The organism is Mucilaginibacter sp. UYCu711, from assembly GCF_050433825.1.
GTDB lineage: Bacteria > Bacteroidota > Bacteroidia > Sphingobacteriales > Sphingobacteriaceae > Mucilaginibacter.
The window spans coordinates 118941-135851 of record NZ_JBNPWM010000014.1 but is presented as its reverse complement, the minus strand read 5'-3'; the positions used below and the strand labels follow the sequence as shown (position 1 = coordinate 135851).

The window sequence follows — 16911 nt, the reverse complement described above, 5'->3', positions numbered from 1 at the left end:
AGCTGCCCGCCTTGCCGAAGAGAAAATGGCAAGCTTGTAACCAAGCAACCACTTGAAAAAGTTCACTATATATGTTTAAAAAGTGGGAGCCAATAAGGCTCCTTTTTTTATTTAAATAGCGTGCGCAAATGGGTACGTTAATACCACCTTTTTTCACAATTTTTTTAGAGCCAACAGGAATTTCAGGCAGAAAAACTGGCTTTTACTATGCATGCATAAAATCAATACCGAATACCGTTTTGAACTTTGGTATAGTGCACTAAAAATTATATTCTGTTTTATTTGGTTTTTCAAGAATTATATAGATATATTTATCTAATAAATCAATACTTAGTATTTAATTGAAAAAAATACGATATGCTATTGCCAGTTTTTTTGGGTTAGCCTATCTTAAGGGAAACAAAAATACATCCAACAGGAAACCTAAATCCTGTAATAAAAATACAGACTAAAAATGAGTTCATCTAACAGCAAAACCGGCGTGGAATTAAATAAGTACAGCAAAACTTTTACGCAGGACCCTACTCAGCCAGCCGCACAGGCCATGCTATACGGCATTGGCTTAACAGATGATGATATGAAAAAAGCGCAGGTAGGCGTGGCAAGTATGGGTTATGATGGCAATACCTGTAATATGCACCTTAACGACTTAGCAAAGATTGTAAAGAAAGGTATTTGGGATGAGGATTTGGTTGGGTTGATATTCCACACTATTGGTGTGAGCGATGGCATGAGCAACGGTACCGAAGGTATGCGTTACTCGTTAGTTAGCCGTGATATAATTGCCGATTCGATTGAAGCTGTAACAGGCGCACAATATTATGATGGTTTAATTACCCTGCCGGGCTGTGATAAAAACATGCCGGGCTCAATTATGGCCATGGGCAGGTTAAACCGCCCATCTATAATGGTATACGGTGGTACAATTAAACCGGGCCATTGGAAGGGTGAAGATCTGAACATCGTATCGGCTTTTGAGGCTTTAGGTAAAAGGATAGCCGGCGACATTACTCCTGAAGATTTTATAGGCGTAATTAAAAATGCTTGCCCAAGCGCCGGTGCCTGCGGCGGCATATATACGGCTAATACTATGGCTGCCGCTATCGAAGCATTGGGCATGAGCTTGCCTTACTCCTCTTCAAATCCAGCGTTAAGCGAAGAAAAGAAAGCCGAATGCCTGGCTGCCGGTAAAGCCATTAAGATATTATTAGAGAAGGATATTAAACCAAGCGATATCATGACCCGCAAAGCATTTGAGAATGCGATGGTGGTAATTATGGTATTGGGCGGAAGCACAAACGCGGTACTGCACATGATAGCTATGGCAAAAAGTGTGGACGTTAAATTAACCCAGGATGATTTCCAAACGGTTAGTAACCGTATCCCGGTATTGGCTGATATGAAGCCAAGCGGTAAATACATGATGGAGGATCTGCACAATGTTGGTGGTGTACCCGCGGTAATGAAGTATTGCTTTGCACAAGGCTGGTTACATGGCGATTGCCTTACCGTTACCGGTAAAACCATTGCCGAGAACTTAGCAGAAGTACCTGCATTGGATTTTGATACACAAAAAATTATATGGCCGGTTAAAGCGCCAGTAAAGGCTACCGGTCACTTACAGATACTGTACGGCAATATTGCCACAGGTGGTAGCGTAGCCAAAATAAGCGGTAAAGAGGGAACTCATTTTGAAGGCCCTGCCCGTGTATTCGATGGCGAATTTGAGCTGATAGCAGGCATAACAAATGGCCGAGTCAAAAAAGGTGATGTGGTGGTTATCCGCAACGTGGGGCCTAAAGGCGCGCCTGGTATGCCCGAAATGCTTAAGCCAACATCAGCCATTTTTGGCGCGGGTTTAGGCAGCTCGGTAGCATTAATTACCGACGGGCGCTTTAGTGGCGGCACACATGGATTTGTGGTGGGCCATATCACCCCCGAAGCTTTTGACGGCGGTGCGATAGGTTTGATTAAAGACGAGGATAAGATCATTATCGATGCTACAACAAACCAGATCAATGTGATTTTATCGGACGAAGAAATGGCAGCCCGCAAGGCAGCCTGGATCCAGCCAAAGTTAAAAGTAACCAAAGGCCTATTATACAGATACGCCAAAACTGTTTCAAATGCAGCCGAAGGTTGCGTAACAGACGAGATGGAGTAAAGGGTTGTACGTGGGACGTTATACGTTTTACGTACTTATCAAATTAAACAAAAAAACGTATAACGTAAACGTACTACGTATAACAATAAACAGTATGGAAGTTGCACAACAGGAAATACTAACACAGGCATCTGCCAAGGAAACCACAAAGGTTTCCGGATCGGTTGCATTATTAGAAGCATTAATTGCAGAAGGCGTTGATACCATCTTCGGATATCCGGGTGGTGCCATTATGCCTATTTATGATGCTTTGTATGATTACAATGATAAACTGAACCACATATTGGTTCGCCATGAACAGGGCGGAACACATGCCGGCCAGGGTTATGCGCGCACATCAGGTAAAGTGGGTGTGGTTTTTGCAACCAGCGGACCCGGCGCTACCAACCTGGTAACAGGATTGGCCGATGCACAGATAGACAGCACACCATTAGTTTGTATCACCGGGCAGGTATTCGCGCACCTTTTAGGCACCGATGCTTTCCAGGAAACAGACGTAATAAACATCACTACCCCGGTTACCAAATGGAACTACCAGGTAACTGATGCTAACGAGATCCCTGAGGTTCTTGCCAAAGCGTTCTATATAGCTAAAAGCGGCCGCCCGGGGCCAGTACTGATCGACATTACCAAAAACGCGCAGATCCAGTTGTTCGATTACGAAGGCTATACCAAATGCGAGCACATCCGCAGCTATCGCCCAAAACCTATTGTACGTACACCGTATGTTGAGCAGGCAGCTGCTTTAATTAACCAGGCTAAAAAGCCATTCATATTGTTCGGTCAGGGCATATTATTAGGTAGTGCCGAGCAGGAATTTAAAGCATTTGTTGAAAAAAGCGGCATTCCAGCAGCGTGGACTGTTTTAGGTGCCGGCGCTATCCCTACAGATCACCCTTTAAATGTGGGTATGCTGGGTATGCACGGTAATTACGGGCCGAACGTGCTAACCAACGAATGCGATGTATTGATCGCTATAGGTATGCGTTTTGATGACCGGGTAACCGGTCGCCTTGATAAATATGCTAAACAGGCACAGGTTATCCATTTGGATATTGACCCTGCCGAGATAGACAAAAACGTTAAAACAACGGTACCTGTTTGGGGCGATTGTAAAGAAACCTTGCCATTATTAACCGCATTAGTTGAAGAAAAGCAACATACCGAGTGGTTAGCCAAATTTAACGATTACACCAGGCAGGAAGTTGAACAGGTAATTGAAAAAGAGCTTAACCCGACCGAAGGCGAAATGACCATGGGCGAAGTGATCAAACAACTAAATGACCTTACCCTCGGTGAGGCTATAATTGTTACCGATGTTGGCCAGCACCAGATGGTGGCTTGCCGCTACGCTAAATTTAACAACACCCGCAGCAACGTTACCAGCGGCGGTTTAGGCACTATGGGTTTTGCATTACCTGCAGCCATAGGCGCTAAATATGGTGCGCTTGACCGTACCGTAGTAGCTATTATTGGCGATGGCGGTTTCCAGATGACCTGCCAGGAATTGGGCACCATTATGCAAACCGGTGTAGATGTAAAGATCATCATCCTTAACAACCGTTTCCTGGGCATGGTGCGCCAGTGGCAGGAGTTGTTTAATGACCGCAGATATTCATTTGTGGATATCCAAAGCCCCGATTTTGTTGCATTAGCTGCGGCTTACCGTATCCCGGGCAAGTGCATCAGCGAACGCGAAGACTTACAGGGCGCTTTAAAAGAAATGCTGGACACCAAAGGTTCGTTCCTGTTGGAAGTGATGGTAACTAAAGAGAACAATGTGTTCCCGATGGTACCACAAGGATGTAGTGTTAGTGAGATCAGGCTTAAATAAGTAAAGACATTATGAGCAATCAAGAAGTAATACAGCAGGAATTTAACATCACTATCTACACAGAGAACCAGGTTGGTTTGCTAAATAGGATAGCGATCATATTCACGCGTCGTAAAATAAATATAGATAGCCTGAATACTTCTCCGTCAGAGATTGAGAGTATCCACCGCTTTAATATTGTAATAACGGAATCGGAAGACGTAGTCCGCAAGCTTACCCGCCAGATAGAAAAGCAGGTAGAGGTATTAAAAGTATACTACCACACCAACGAGGATGTGATATGGCAGGAACTGGCGCTTTACAAAGTATCGACAGATGTAATTGCCGAGAAAGTTAGCGTTGAGCGTTTGCTGCGCGAAAATGGTGCACGCGCGGTAGTGATCCGTAAAGATTATACCGTGTTTGAAACAACAGGACATCGCGAAGAAACCGATAACCTGATAAACATACTGCAACCATATGGGCTGATAGAGTTTGTACGTAGTGCACGTGTAGCTATTATTAAGAACAGCGAAGGCTTTAACTCCAAACTACGCGAGTTTGAACGGTTAGAACCCGGTGAAGAAGCTGTAGAGAATGAGTATTTGAATAAAGGTGCTAAAGTATTTACCATGTAATTATGTTCGAGGAGATCAGACAACAATATCCCGCTGCTTATGAAGCTATAAAAACCGCCGGCGAACGCAGCGGCTTTACAATGGCGTCAGAGGTATTGACCTGCTCGTTACTTAAAACATTGGCGGCATCAAAACCAGGTGGTAAATTTTTAGAATTAGGTACCGGTACAGGCTTGGCTACCAGCTGGATATTAGATGGTATGGATAAATCATCAACATTAATATCAATTGATAATGATCCGGACATTTTAAGCATAGCTAAAGAAAACATCGGTGTTGATAAACGCTTAAAGCTAATCTGTACTGATGGTGCTGATTGGATTAAACAAAATGCTAAACAGAAATTCAGTTTTGTATTTGCTGATGCATGGCCGGGTAAATTTTCATTGCTCGATGAAGTATTAGGAATGATAGAGGAAGGCGGCTTTTATATTATTGACGATATGCTTCCGCAACAAAACTGGCCCGAAGGGCATGCCAATAAGGTAACAGACTTGCTGGCTTATTTAGACTCAAGGGAGGATTTAACATTAACAAAATTAGGCTGGGCAAGCGGCGTAGTAATCATCACAAAAAAACAATTAACAATAAACAAGTAACATAAACTAATCGGTGTAATCAACAATAAAACATCGGTGTAATCAAAATCAATAAAAACAAAATCATGGCAAAATTAATTTTCGGCACTACTGAAGAAAATGTAGTAACCCGCGAGGAGTTCCCTTTATCAAAGGCACAAGACATTTTAAAAAACGAAGTAGTAGCTGTTATTGGTTACGGCGTGCAGGGCCCGGGCCAGGCGCTTAATCAAAAAGACAACGGTATCAACGTAATTGTTGGTCAGCGTAAAAATTCAAAATCATGGGATAAAGCCGTAAGCGATGGCTTTGTACCGGGCGAAACCCTTTTTGAAATTGAAGAAGCTTTAGAAAGAGGCACCGTTATTTGCTATTTATTAAGCGATGCTGCACAAATTGCTTTATGGCCAACGGTTAAAAAACACTTAACCCCGGGTAAAGCATTATACTTCTCTCACGGTTTTGGTATCACTTTCAACGAGCAAACAGGTATCATTCCTCCTGCTGATGTTGACGTATTTTTAGTTGCTCCAAAAGGATCAGGTACTTCATTGCGCCGTATGTTTTTACAGGGCCGTGGCTTAAATTCAAGCTACGCTATATTCCAGGATGCTACAGGCCGTGCTTTTGAGCGTGTTATAGCTTTAGGTATTGCGGTTGGTAGCGGTTACTTATTCGAAACAGATTTCCGTAAAGAAGTATACAGCGATTTAACCGGCGAGCGTGGTACGCTGATGGGTTGTATCCAGGGTATTTTTGCTGCACAGTACGAAGTATTACGCAGCAATGGCCACTCTCCTTCTGAATCTTTCAACGAAACTGTTGAAGAGTTAACCCAATCATTAATGCCTTTAGTTGCAGAAAATGGTATGGATTGGATGTATGCCAATTGCTCAACCACTGCACAACGCGGTGCATTAGATTGGTGGAAAAAATTCCGTGACGCTACTAAACCGGTATTTGAAGACCTGTACAAAAGCGTTGCAACCGGTGTTGAGTCACAAAAATCAATCGACTCAAACAGCAAGGAAGATTACCGTGAGAAGCTTGACGCTGAGTTAAAAGAACTACGCGACAGCGAATTATGGCAAGCAGGCAAAACTGTACGCAGTTTACGCCCTGAGAACCAGGCTGTAGAAGCATAATTTGAGTATCAAGTGATTAGTATCAAATAGCAAGACATAATTAAGCTTGCAATTGATATTCAGTAATTGATATAAATAATCAGATAGCCTAGTATCAAGCAACAAGAAAATCTTGCTACTTGATACTAGCTACTTGATACTACTAAAAAAACAACAAACAATAAAAGATATGTTACACGATCCAAACCGAGTCTACGTTTTTGATACCACGCTGCGCGATGGCGAGCAGGTACCGGGCTGCCAGTTAACTACCCCTGAAAAAATTGAGATAGCCCATGAACTGGAAGCATTAGGAGTTGACATTATTGAAGCGGGTTTCCCGATATCAAGCCCCGGCGATTTCCAGAGCGTGGTAGAAATATCAAAAGCAGTAAAGAACCCAACCGTTTGTGCGTTGACCCGTGCCAACAAAGGCGATATCGACGCTGCTGTAGAATCACTAAGATACGCCAAGCACCCCCGGATCCATACCGGCATTGGCTCGTCTGATATGCATATCAAGAACAAATTTAACAGTACCCGCGAAGAGATCTTAGTGCGCGCTGTTGAAGCTGTTAAATACGCCAAAAAATCTGTCGAGGATATTGAGTTTTATGCAGAGGATGCCGGCCGTGCCGACGTTCGCTACCTGGCTCAGATGATCGAAGCTGTAATTGAAGCGGGTGCCACAGTAGTAAACATCCCCGATACCAACGGCTATTGCCTGCCGGATCAATACGGCGAAAAAATAAAGTTCCTTAAAGAAAACGTTAAGAATATAGATAAAGCTATTATATCTGTGCATTGCCATAACGATCTGGGTTTAGCTACCGCTAACTCTGTTGCAGGCTTGCAAAACGGTGCCCGCCAAATAGAGGGTACCATTAATGGCATTGGTGAGCGTGCGGGTAATACTGCTATTGAAGAGGTAGTGATGATATTAAGAACTCACCAGGCATTGGGTTTACATACCAATATCAATGCAAAGAATTTTTATGAGCTTAGCCGCATGGTTAGCTCGCAAATGCGCATGCCGGTACAGCCTAACAAGGCTATTGTTGGCAGCAACGCGTTTGCACACAGCTCGGGCATCCACCAGGATGGTTTCCTGAAAAACCGCGAGAATTACGAAATTATCCGCCCCGAAGATGTTGGTTTCCCTAACGCAAGTATTGTATTGACCGCACGTAGCGGCAGGCATGCTTTAAAGTTCCATTTGGAGCGTCTGGGTATCAACCTTAATAAAGACGAACTGGCTGATGCCTACCATCGCTTTTTAACTTTGGCCGATAATAAATTAGATATTAATGATGATGATCTTTTATTGCTGATGACTGCCGACAACTCGTACGTTCAGGCTATGCAAAAAAGATAATAACAGTATAAGAAAATGAGCAAGACATTATTTGATAAGGTGTGGGATGCGCACGTAGTACGTAAGATTGAAGGCGGGCCGGATGTGCTTTTTATAGATCGCCACCTTATTCACGAAGTTACCAGCCCTGTTGCCTTTTTAGGCTTAAAAAGCAGGGGCACAACCGTATTGTACCCTAACCGTACATTTGCTACGGCCGACCACAATACGCCAACTATTAACCAGGACAAGCCGGTTGCCGACCCGCTATCAGCCAACCAGTTACACATGCTGGAATCAAACTCGGCAGAGTACGGTATCAGCCACTGGGGATTAGGCCACCAAAAAAATGGCATTGTACATGTTGTAGGCCCTGAGTATGGAATTACGCAACCCGGCGCAACCATTGTTTGCGGCGACTCGCATACCTCAACCCATGGTGCTTTTGGCGCTATTGCGTTTGGTATCGGTACATCCGAAGTTGAAATGGTATTGGCTACCCAATGTATCATGCAGCCAAAACCTAAAAAAATGCGCATTAACATTAATGGCAAATTAGGTAAAGCGGTTACACCTAAAGATGTGGCTTTGTTCATCATCTCTCAGTTAACTACATCAGGCGCCACAGGTTATTTTGTAGAATATGCCGGTGATGTTTTTGAGAATATGACCATGGAAGGCCGTATGACCGTATGTAACCTGAGTATTGAGATGGGCGCGCGCGGTGGTATGATTGCACCGGACGAAACCACCATCAACTATGTTAAGGGCCGCGAGTTTAGCCCTAAAGGCGAGGCCTGGGACAAGGCATTAGCTTACTACAAAACATTAAAAACCGATGCCGGTGCCATTTTCGATAAAGAATTAACTTTTGACGGGACTACTATCGAGCCAATGATCACCTACGGTACAAACCCGGGTATGGGTATGGGTATCTCGCATGAAATCCCCGATGCTGAACAAGTTGAGGGCGGTGTAGCCACCTACGAGAAATCGTTAGGTTATATGGGCTTCCACGAAGGCGATTCGATGATTGGCAAGCCGGTAGATTACGTTTTTGTCGGTAGCTGTACCAATGGCCGTATCGAAGATTTCAGGGCGTTTACGTCATTAGTTAAAGGCAAGCATAAAGCTGATAATGTTACAGCCTGGTTAGTACCTGGATCGCACATTGTTGAGGCTCAAATTAAAGAAGAAGGCTTATTAGATATTTTAAACGAAGCCGGATTTGAATTGCGCCAGCCGGGATGTTCGGCCTGTTTAGCTATGAACGATGATAAAGTACCTGCCGGCAAATACGCGGTAAGTACTTCAAACAGGAATTTTGAAGGACGCCAGGGACCGGGCTCACGCACCATGCTGGCAAGTCCGCTTGTTGCAGCAGCAGCAGCAGTTACCGGCGTAGTAACAGATCCGAGAACATTAATTGAAGAATTAGTTTAAAAGCTTAAAGCGGAAAGACTAAAGCTTAAAGCAAAAAATCGGTGTAATCAAATCACATCGGTGTAATCAAAAATAAAATGGCTTACGATAAATTTAATATACTTACAAGCACCGCGGTACCATTACCTATCGAGAATGTGGATACTGACCAATTAATACCTGCCCGCTTTTTAAAGGCGACAGAACGTGTTGGTTTTGGTGATAACCTTTTCCGCGATTGGCGTTACAACCCGGACAATACACCAAAAAAAGATTTTATATTGAACGACCCTACTTACAGTGGTAAAATACTGATAGGAGGTAAAAACTTTGGTTCGGGCTCATCGCGCGAGCATGCTGCCTGGTCGGTTTACGATTATGGTTTCCGCTGCGTGGTATCAAGCTTTTTTGCGGATATCTTCCGTGGCAATTGCTTAAACGTTGGCGTGTTGCCTGTACAGGTTAGCCCTGAGTTTTCTGAAAAGATCTTCGCAGCAATATTTGCTGACCCAAATACGGAGCTGGAAGTAAATCTTCCAAATCAAACCATCACACTGTTAACTACAGGCGAATTTGAGAAATTCGAAATCAACTCCTACAAAAAGAATAATATGCTTAATGGCTTTGATGATATTGATTATCTGCAAAGCATAAAAGGCGAAATTGAGGAATTTGCAACGCAGCTTCCGTTTTAATTAAAAACCAATTAAAAACCGGCAGAGCGTTTCATTTAATCGTGAAACGCTTTTACCTTAATATACAGTTGCTACCTTGCCAGCCGAACTAATTTTACAATGGAAAGAAGGAAAATAGAGATAATGGATACCACACTCCGCGATGGGGAACAAACATCGGGGGTGTCATTTTCCATATCAGAAAAACTAACCATTACGCAATTATTACTGGAAGAACTTAATGTCGACCGAGTGGAGATTGCCTCGGCACGGGTGTCTGAAGGCGAGTTCCAGTCGGTAAAAGCTATTATGGAGTGGGCTGCGATACATGGCTATACAAATCGCATTGAAGTGCTGTCGTTTGTTGATAACGGGGTATCTATTGACTGGATGATAAACGCCGGTGTAAAGGTGCAGAACCTGTTAACCAAAGGTTCGTTGAACCACCTCACCCACCAGCTTAAAAAAACACCCGAACAGCATTTTGCCGAAATAACAAACGTTATTGAGCTTGCCGCCAAAAATGGCATTGCTACCAATGTTTATTTAGAGGATTGGAGCAATGGCATGCGTAACTCTATCGAGTATGTCTACCAGTATCTTGACTTTATTACGAAGCAACCGGTTAAACGTGTTTTACTGCCAGATACACTGGGTGTTTTAACACCAAAAGAAACGGCCAGGTTTTTATCGGAACTGATAGCTAAATATCCGGGTACACATTTTGATTTCCATGCGCATAATGATTATGACCTGGGCACGGCTAACGTTTTAGAAGCCGTTAAAGCCGGCATAAGCGGCTTGCACCTCACCGTTAACGGAATGGGTGAACGCGCCGGGAACGCCGCCCTTGCAAGCGCTGTTGCCGTTATAAACGACTTTGCACCTGAGGTAGAGATAGCGTTAAAAGAATCATCCATTTATTCGGTAAGTAAACTGGTGGAGACTTTTTCGGGTGTACGTATCCCAACCAATAAACCAATTGTTGGCGAAAACGTATTTACTCAAACCGCAGGCATCCATGCCGATGGGGACAATAAGAACAATCTGTATTTTAACGATCTGCTCCCTGAACGGTTCGGCCGTAAACGCAATTATGCGCTGGGTAAAACATCGGGTAAGGCTAATATTGAAAAAAACCTGCAGGAACTGGGTTTAAAACTGAATGATGCCGATTTGAAGAAAGTTACCCAACGCGTTATTGAGCTGGGGGATAAAAAAGAAACGGTAACCAAAGAGGATCTGCCATATATCATATCCGATGTTTTGGATAGCAGCCTGTATGATGAAAAGGTAATAGTAGACTCGTATGTGCTGATGAACGCTATGGGTTTGCGCCCATCGGCAACCATATCGGTAAGTATTGATGGCGAGAAATTTGAAGAGAACGCGCAGGGCGATGGCCAGTTTGATGCCTTTATGAATGCGCTGGTTAAAGTTTATACCAAGAAACAACGCACTTTGCCTAAGCTGATTGATTATGCCGTACGCATAGCACCGGGCAGCAGCTCGGACGCATTGTGCGAAACCATTATCACCTGGGAAACCCCTGAAAAGAAATTTATAACCCGCGGGTTAGATTCAGATCAGACCGTATGCGCTATTAAAGCGACACAGAAGATGTTGAATATAATATAGTGATCAGTGGTTGGTGATTAGAGATTAGTTAACAAATAAAACAATTAAAAATAAAATCAGTGAATCACACCGTAACCGGTGAAATCAAAAAATAAAAATGAAATTAAATATCGCCCTTTTAGCAGGAGACGGAATTGGACCTGAAGTTATTGACCAGGCCGTTAAAGTATCAAACGCCATCGCAAAAAAGTTTAACCACGAAATTAGCTGGACAGCGGCTTTAACCGGCGCTGCCGCGATAGATGCCGTTGGCGAACCTTACCCGGATTCGACCCACGAAATCTGTATGGCTGCTGATGCAGTGTTATTTGGTGCTATAGGCCACCCACGTTTTGATAACGACCCAAAAGCAACCGTTCGTCCGGAGCAGGGCTTATTAAAGATGCGTAAGAAATTGGGGCTGTATGCAAATGTGCGCCCTACGTTTACTTTCCCGTCGTTAATTGATAACTCGCCTTTAAAAAGAGAGCGTATTGAGGGTACCGACCTGATCATTTTGCGTGAGCTAACAGGCGGTATTTATTTTGGCGAACGTGGCAGATCAGAAGACCGCAACATGGCTTTTGATACCTGTACCTATACCCGCGAAGAAGTACAGCGCCTGGCTAAATTAGGTTTTGAAATGGCTATGACCCGCAGCAAAAAACTATGCTGTGTAGATAAAGCCAACGTATTGGAAACTTCACGCCTTTGGAGAGAAACTGTACAGGACATGGAAAAAGATTATCCTGAAGTTACGGTTAGCTATGAGTTTGTTGATGCCGTGGCTATGCGCCTGGTGCAATGGCCAAGCAGCTATGATGTATTGATCACTGAAAATTTATTTGGCGATATCCTGACTGACGAAGCATCTGTAATATCAGGATCGATGGGGTTGATGCCATCATCATCAATAGGCGTGCATACATCGTTATTTGAGCCTATACACGGTTCTTATCCGCAGGCGGCCGGCAAAGACATCGCTAACCCCTTAGCTACCGTCCTATCAGCTGCTATGATGTTTGAGGATGCCTTCGGATTAAAAGAAGAAGCAGAACTGATCCGCAGTGTTGTAAATAAATCATTAGCCGAAGGTATCGTAACAGAAGACCTTTCCGGTAAAAACAAAGCCTACAAAACCAGCGAAGTTGGTGATTGGTTGGCACAAAACATATAGTACAGCCTCTAACCCCCTCCGAAGGAGTCCCCTGGACTAAAGGAGGAACAAAAGGCATAATAATAATCACCTGTCATCCTATGTTTGTAGGATGACAGTTTTTTTTAAGGGCTATGGTGCCTACCTTTGCAGCCGTAAATAACATTCTCAAGTATGTCAGCCAACACCGTTAAATTAGATTTTGAAGCCGCCGCAAAGCGATTAAAGGACGTTGTAAAACATACGCCTCTTATTTACAATCCCCGCCTGTCAGAAAAATACGAGTGCGAGATCTACCTTAAGCGCGAGGACCTGCAAATTGTACGGTCGTACAAATTGCGCGGGGCCTACAATATGATCAGCCAGTTATCTGCCGGAGAGCTAAGCAGAGGCGTTGTTTGTGCCAGCGCAGGTAACCATGCGCAGGGTGTAGCATTCTCCTGCGATAAACTGGGTACCAAAGGCGTAATTTTTATGCCTGAGATAACCCCTAAACAAAAAGTACAGCAAACAGAAATGTTTGGCAACGGCAGTGTTGAGCTGGTATTGGTGGGCGATACTTTTGATGATTGCCTGATGGAAGCATTGGCTTATACCGCTAAACACCAAATGACCTTCATCCCGCCTTTTGATAATTACAGCATTATTGAGGGACAGGGAACTGTTGGTGTAGAGATATTAGAAGATTTGACTGACCCAGAGGTTATAATAATGCCAATTGGTGGCGGCGGCTTAGCAGCCGGAACAGGAACATATCTCAAAGAAAAAAATCCGGATATATTATTGATCGGTGTTGAGCCCGAAGGCGCGCCATCTATGATGGAAGCATTTAAACACGGCGGTCCGGTTACTTTACCAGAGATAGACCGTTTTGTTGATGGGGCCTCTGTAAAGCGGGTGGGTAGTTTAACCTATGATCTTTGCACTAAAGTGTTGGACGAAATAAAGCTGGCTGCCGAAGGTAAGGTTTGTACCACAATCCTGAAATTATATAACGAGGAAGCTATAGTAGTGGAACCGGCCGGCGCATTATCGGTTGCTGTGTTGGACCAATGTAAGGACCAGATCAAAGGTAAAAAGGTGGTTTGTGTTATCAGCGGCGGTAACAATGACATTGCCCGTATGCAGGAGATCAAGGAGAAATCATTACTGTACGAAGGGCTGAAACATTATTTCATCGTACGTTTCCCGCAGCGCCCCGGTGCATTGAAGCTATTTGTGAATAATGTATTAGGTCCGCATGACGACATTACCCGTTTTGAGTTCATCAAGAAAACAGAGAAAGAACAAGGCCCGGCATTGGTAGGCATAGAACTAACCCATAAAGACGACTATGAAGGCTTGTTGCAACGTTTTAAAGAGCACAGGTTTGAGGTTATTGAACTGAATAAGGAACAGACTTTATTTGAGTATTTGGTGTAAACTACCTATTTTAAACCCGGCAGTATTTTTTTGTCAGCAGGCAGCGCTTTATATTTTTGATAAGAATCATTAATATATAGTGTTAATGATGGGCCATTATTACTTTTAACGTAAGTGTAACTTGGCCGGTATATCGCCATAAAATTTTGCAGCTCTTCTCCTTTTAAAGGTATAATGTTACTTACGTAGGCTGCGTTGTAATATTTATCTATATAACGTTCCTGCTCCTCTTTTTCAAAAAAGCGTTTAAGGCGGCGGGCGTCCCTTCCTTCTTTTGAGAACCACGTACTTGGCGAAAGCGGATAAACCTTGCTCTTCCTGTAAATTTCCGGGTATTCCACATGAGGGTCAAACGCTCTTCGCGACGCGTTGATATCAACCTGCTTTAAGGTTATCCCCATAGGTTTTAAGACGATCTTTAAGGGCTTATAATCAACCACCAATAAAGTGTCCGGTATATAACCCGGCGAATCAAAAATGATGAGGTGGTTTTTCCCGCCTTTAATTTCAAAATTTCCGTTTTTATCAACCAACGTTATTTGCTTGTTGCTGGTATTGTGTACAAAAACATTGGTGAGTTTATCGTTAGTGCCTTCTTCAACAACGGTGCCTTTTAAAACATCCTGCGCATTAGCGGCACAGGCAATAAAGAATAATGCAATAAATACCAGGTAGCGCTTCATAGGTGTTAGATTATAGGTTAAAATTACTCAATTATAATACCAATGTTACTGTTTAACTTTTTTTAACAAATTGGTTAAACAAAAAACCCGGCTTAAGGCCGGGTTCTTATTATTTAGTTATTTATTACTTTTTTGCTGTCCAAACATCGTTTGTACGGTTAGCATCCGGTAATTTATGATCAGGATCATAAGTAACAGATTCTATTGCTTCTGTTGATGGATATATGAAAGACCAGCTTACGTTGCGCTCCCAAATTTCGGCAGTGTAGTTAACGCGCTCTGTTTTACCGCTAACGGTTTTAATCTCCAGCGTAACCGGCATTGCCATTTTCTCCAGGTTGTCTATAGTAATGATCGAACCTTTTGCGGCATCGCCATCTACATAACTTACCGCGCGAACGCCAACATCCAGCTGCCAGTTGTTTACAAACCAGCCTCTCCAGAACCACTGTAAGCTCTCGCCCGAAGCTGCTTCCATTGTACGGAAGAAATCATCAGGTGACGGATGTTTATATGCCCAACGTTCGATATAAGTTTTAAACGCATAATCAAAACGCTCAGGGCCCAATATCTGCTCGCGCAGCATTACCAAACCTGCGCTCGGCTTGCTGTATAATAAAGTACCGTTGTTTGCTTCTTTCAGGTTATCGGGGTTGCTCAATATTGGTTCAAGTGTTGGCCTTGTGAACGCTTGTGCAGTAGGGCCAAATGCACGGCCACCACGCATGTTTTCGCCATTCATCGCGTTAGCTGTTGATAGTGTGTTTATAAAAGTATTAAAACCTTCATCCATCCAACCGTATAAACGCTCGTTTGATCCGACTACCATCGGGAACCAGTTATGACCAAATTCGTGGTCGATAACTCCCCAGCCGCCTTGTCCTACGAATACGATACCCGGGTATTCCATACCACCGGCACGGCCCACAGCTACAGTTGCGTTAGGGTAAGGGTATTCAAACCATTTTTTAGAGTTGTATTCGATAGAGTATTTTGCATACTCGGTCGAGCGTGCATTACGTGCAGCACTTGAAACTGTATAAGCTGATATAGCCAATGGTTTTTTGCCGCTTGGCATATCCATTTTAGCTGCATCAATAACAAATGATGCCGCGGTTGACCATGAAGCATCACGCGCGTTCCTCACCACAAAGTGCCAGGTTAACTCTGATTTACCTGCGGGGCGAGACGATGGGCTAAATACTTCGTTAGGTTTAACAATAAATACGGTCTTGTCGCTTTTTGCAGCGTCGGCCCATCTTGCTAATTGAGTAGGCGTATAAACGTCTTTTGGGTTTAACAACTGGCCAGAGCATACTACGATATTTTTAGCAGGCGCTGTGATGTTGATATCAAAATCGCCATACTCTAAATAAAACTCACTTTCGCCGGTATATGGAAGGGTGTTCCAGCCTTGCAGATCATCGTACACACACATACGCGGGTACCATTGTGCAACCTGGAATACTTTTCCCTCCGGATTATTTACGATCCCCATACGGTCTGATCCGTAGTCAGGAGATATAAACGACCAATCTATTTTAAACTGGATCTTACCACCAGATGGGATACCGCCCGGAATAAATACCTGCATACGGGTATCATTGATGATATATTTGGCAGGGGTTGTGGTTGTTTTCCCGTTTGCTGTTGATATAATAGACACGGATTTGATCTTATCGCCTGCATCAAATATTTGGCCCATACCCCAGTTACGGCTGCTTGGATATACTCGTCCCGTGGTAGGATCCTTTACAAGTGGAACTTGTTTTACACCACGTGAATCGGCTTTAAATAAATTCTGATCTAACCACATCCAAACAAAAGTTAATTTTTGAGGGCTGTTGTTAGCGTAGGTTAACACTTCGGACCCCGAAATTTCGTTTTTAACCGTATCTATCCTGGCGTCGATCTTATAATCAACACGGTTTTGCCAATATTTAGGGCCAGGCTGTCCGTCTGCCGCTCTAAACTCATCACCATTTTTTGTGTAGAAAAATGGTTTCCAGGTTTCGTTGTAATTGTACTTGGTTTCGGGCGCGTTTGGCTCGGTATAGGGGGCACCGCCTCTTTGGCGGACTACCGGGCGCGTAGCAGGCGCTGTTGCAGGCGGAGTATTCTGTGCCATAGCGGTGGCCATACTTGCCATTAAAGCCAGTGTTAAACCGGCAGTAGGGTTCAGTTTCATCAGTTAATTTTAAAATGTGAAACGTAAAAATATAAAAATAACCGGCCCGATTTGTACGTAAACAAATTATTACGTTAC

The 16911-nt window shown here is 43.6% G+C and carries 13 protein-coding genes; 11 read left to right on the top strand and 2 right to left on the bottom strand.

What is annotated here, in order from left to right:
- The first annotated feature begins 454 nt into the window (after positions 1–454).
- The 11 genes from ilvD to ilvA all read left to right on the top strand — a co-directional run bounded on the left by ilvD (position 455) and on the right by ilvA (position 13962).
- Positions 455–2164: a dihydroxy-acid dehydratase gene (gene ilvD / locus ABIB50_RS25075; protein ID WP_429384427.1), complete on the top strand. Its 1710-nt coding sequence runs from the start codon at positions 455–457 to the stop codon at positions 2162–2164.
- Between the two features lie 94 nt (positions 2165–2258).
- Positions 2259–3998 carry a biosynthetic-type acetolactate synthase large subunit gene (gene ilvB, locus ABIB50_RS25070; protein ID WP_429384424.1) on the top strand — a complete coding sequence of 580 codons (1740 nt, stop codon included), beginning with the start codon at positions 2259–2261 and terminating at the stop codon, positions 3996–3998.
- A gap of 11 nt (positions 3999–4009) precedes the next feature.
- The gene (gene ilvN / locus ABIB50_RS25065; RefSeq protein ID WP_429384421.1) at positions 4010–4615 is read left to right on the top strand and encodes an acetolactate synthase small subunit; all 606 of its coding nucleotides are present in this window, start codon (positions 4010–4012) and stop codon (positions 4613–4615) included.
- Positions 4616–4617: 2 nt separating this feature from the next.
- Positions 4618–5214, top strand: a complete 597-nt coding sequence (locus tag ABIB50_RS25060; protein WP_429384419.1) for an O-methyltransferase — start codon at positions 4618–4620, stop codon at positions 5212–5214.
- 65 nt (positions 5215–5279) lie between these two features.
- Complete coding sequence (gene ilvC / locus ABIB50_RS25055) at positions 5280–6338, top strand: ketol-acid reductoisomerase (RefSeq protein WP_429384416.1); 1059 nt, start codon at positions 5280–5282, stop codon at positions 6336–6338.
- 169 nt (positions 6339–6507) lie between these two features.
- A complete protein-coding gene (locus ABIB50_RS25050; protein WP_429384414.1) occupies positions 6508–7692 on the top strand; it encodes a 2-isopropylmalate synthase in 1185 nt (394 codons plus the stop codon).
- Between the two features lie 15 nt (positions 7693–7707).
- Entirely contained in the window at positions 7708–9114 is a 1407-nt protein-coding gene (gene leuC, locus ABIB50_RS25045; protein ID WP_429384412.1) for a 3-isopropylmalate dehydratase large subunit, read from the top strand.
- Positions 9115–9191: 77 nt separating this feature from the next.
- Positions 9192–9788 carry a 3-isopropylmalate dehydratase small subunit gene (gene leuD, locus ABIB50_RS25040; RefSeq protein ID WP_429384409.1) on the top strand — a complete coding sequence of 199 codons (597 nt, stop codon included), beginning with the start codon at positions 9192–9194 and terminating at the stop codon, positions 9786–9788.
- Between the two features lie 99 nt (positions 9789–9887).
- Entirely contained in the window at positions 9888–11405 is a 1518-nt protein-coding gene (locus tag ABIB50_RS25035; RefSeq protein WP_429384406.1) for an alpha-isopropylmalate synthase regulatory domain-containing protein, read from the top strand.
- Positions 11406–11502: 97 nt separating this feature from the next.
- Positions 11503–12561: a 3-isopropylmalate dehydrogenase gene (gene leuB / locus ABIB50_RS25030; protein WP_429384404.1), complete on the top strand. Its 1059-nt coding sequence runs from the start codon at positions 11503–11505 to the stop codon at positions 12559–12561.
- A 153-nt stretch (positions 12562–12714) separates the two neighbouring features.
- Complete coding sequence (gene ilvA / locus ABIB50_RS25025) at positions 12715–13962, top strand: threonine ammonia-lyase IlvA (protein WP_429384402.1); 1248 nt, start codon at positions 12715–12717, stop codon at positions 13960–13962.
- A gap of 5 nt (positions 13963–13967) precedes the next feature.
- Here ilvA and ABIB50_RS25020 read toward each other — a convergent pair whose 3' ends face one another.
- Positions 13968–14645 carry a hypothetical protein gene (locus ABIB50_RS25020; RefSeq protein ID WP_429384399.1) on the bottom strand — a complete coding sequence of 226 codons (678 nt, stop codon included), beginning with the start codon at positions 14643–14645 and terminating at the stop codon, positions 13968–13970.
- Positions 14646–14769: 124 nt separating this feature from the next.
- The gene (locus ABIB50_RS25015; protein WP_429384396.1) at positions 14770–16833 is read right to left on the bottom strand and encodes a M1 family metallopeptidase; all 2064 of its coding nucleotides are present in this window, start codon (positions 16831–16833) and stop codon (positions 14770–14772) included.
- Positions 16834–16911 lie beyond the last annotated feature (78 nt).

What these genes read in the sequence shown, in the direction of transcription:
- ilvC (WP_429384416.1), top strand. Translation starts at nt 5,280, where the DNA reads ATGGCAAAATTAATTTTCGGCACTACTGAAGAAAATGTAGTAACCCGC.
- leuC (WP_429384412.1), top strand. Translation starts at nt 7,708, where the DNA reads ATGAGCAAGACATTATTTGATAAGGTGTGGGATGCGCACGTAGTACGT.
- ilvN (WP_429384421.1), top strand. Translation starts at nt 4,010, where the DNA reads ATGAGCAATCAAGAAGTAATACAGCAGGAATTTAACATCACTATCTAC.
- ABIB50_RS25020 (WP_429384399.1), bottom strand. Translation starts at nt 14,645, where the DNA reads ATGAAGCGCTACCTGGTATTTATTGCATTATTCTTTATTGCCTGTGCC.
- ilvD (WP_429384427.1), top strand. Translation starts at nt 455, where the DNA reads ATGAGTTCATCTAACAGCAAAACCGGCGTGGAATTAAATAAGTACAGC.
- ABIB50_RS25060 (WP_429384419.1), top strand. Translation starts at nt 4,618, where the DNA reads ATGTTCGAGGAGATCAGACAACAATATCCCGCTGCTTATGAAGCTATA.
- ABIB50_RS25015 (WP_429384396.1), bottom strand. Translation starts at nt 16,833, where the DNA reads ATGAAACTGAACCCTACTGCCGGTTTAACACTGGCTTTAATGGCAAGT.
- leuB (WP_429384404.1), top strand. Translation starts at nt 11,503, where the DNA reads ATGAAATTAAATATCGCCCTTTTAGCAGGAGACGGAATTGGACCTGAA.
- ilvA (WP_429384402.1), top strand. Translation starts at nt 12,715, where the DNA reads ATGTCAGCCAACACCGTTAAATTAGATTTTGAAGCCGCCGCAAAGCGA.
- leuD (WP_429384409.1), top strand. Translation starts at nt 9,192, where the DNA reads ATGGCTTACGATAAATTTAATATACTTACAAGCACCGCGGTACCATTA.
- ABIB50_RS25050 (WP_429384414.1), top strand. Translation starts at nt 6,508, where the DNA reads ATGTTACACGATCCAAACCGAGTCTACGTTTTTGATACCACGCTGCGC.
- ilvB (WP_429384424.1), top strand. Translation starts at nt 2,259, where the DNA reads ATGGAAGTTGCACAACAGGAAATACTAACACAGGCATCTGCCAAGGAA.
- ABIB50_RS25035 (WP_429384406.1), top strand. Translation starts at nt 9,888, where the DNA reads ATGGAAAGAAGGAAAATAGAGATAATGGATACCACACTCCGCGATGGG.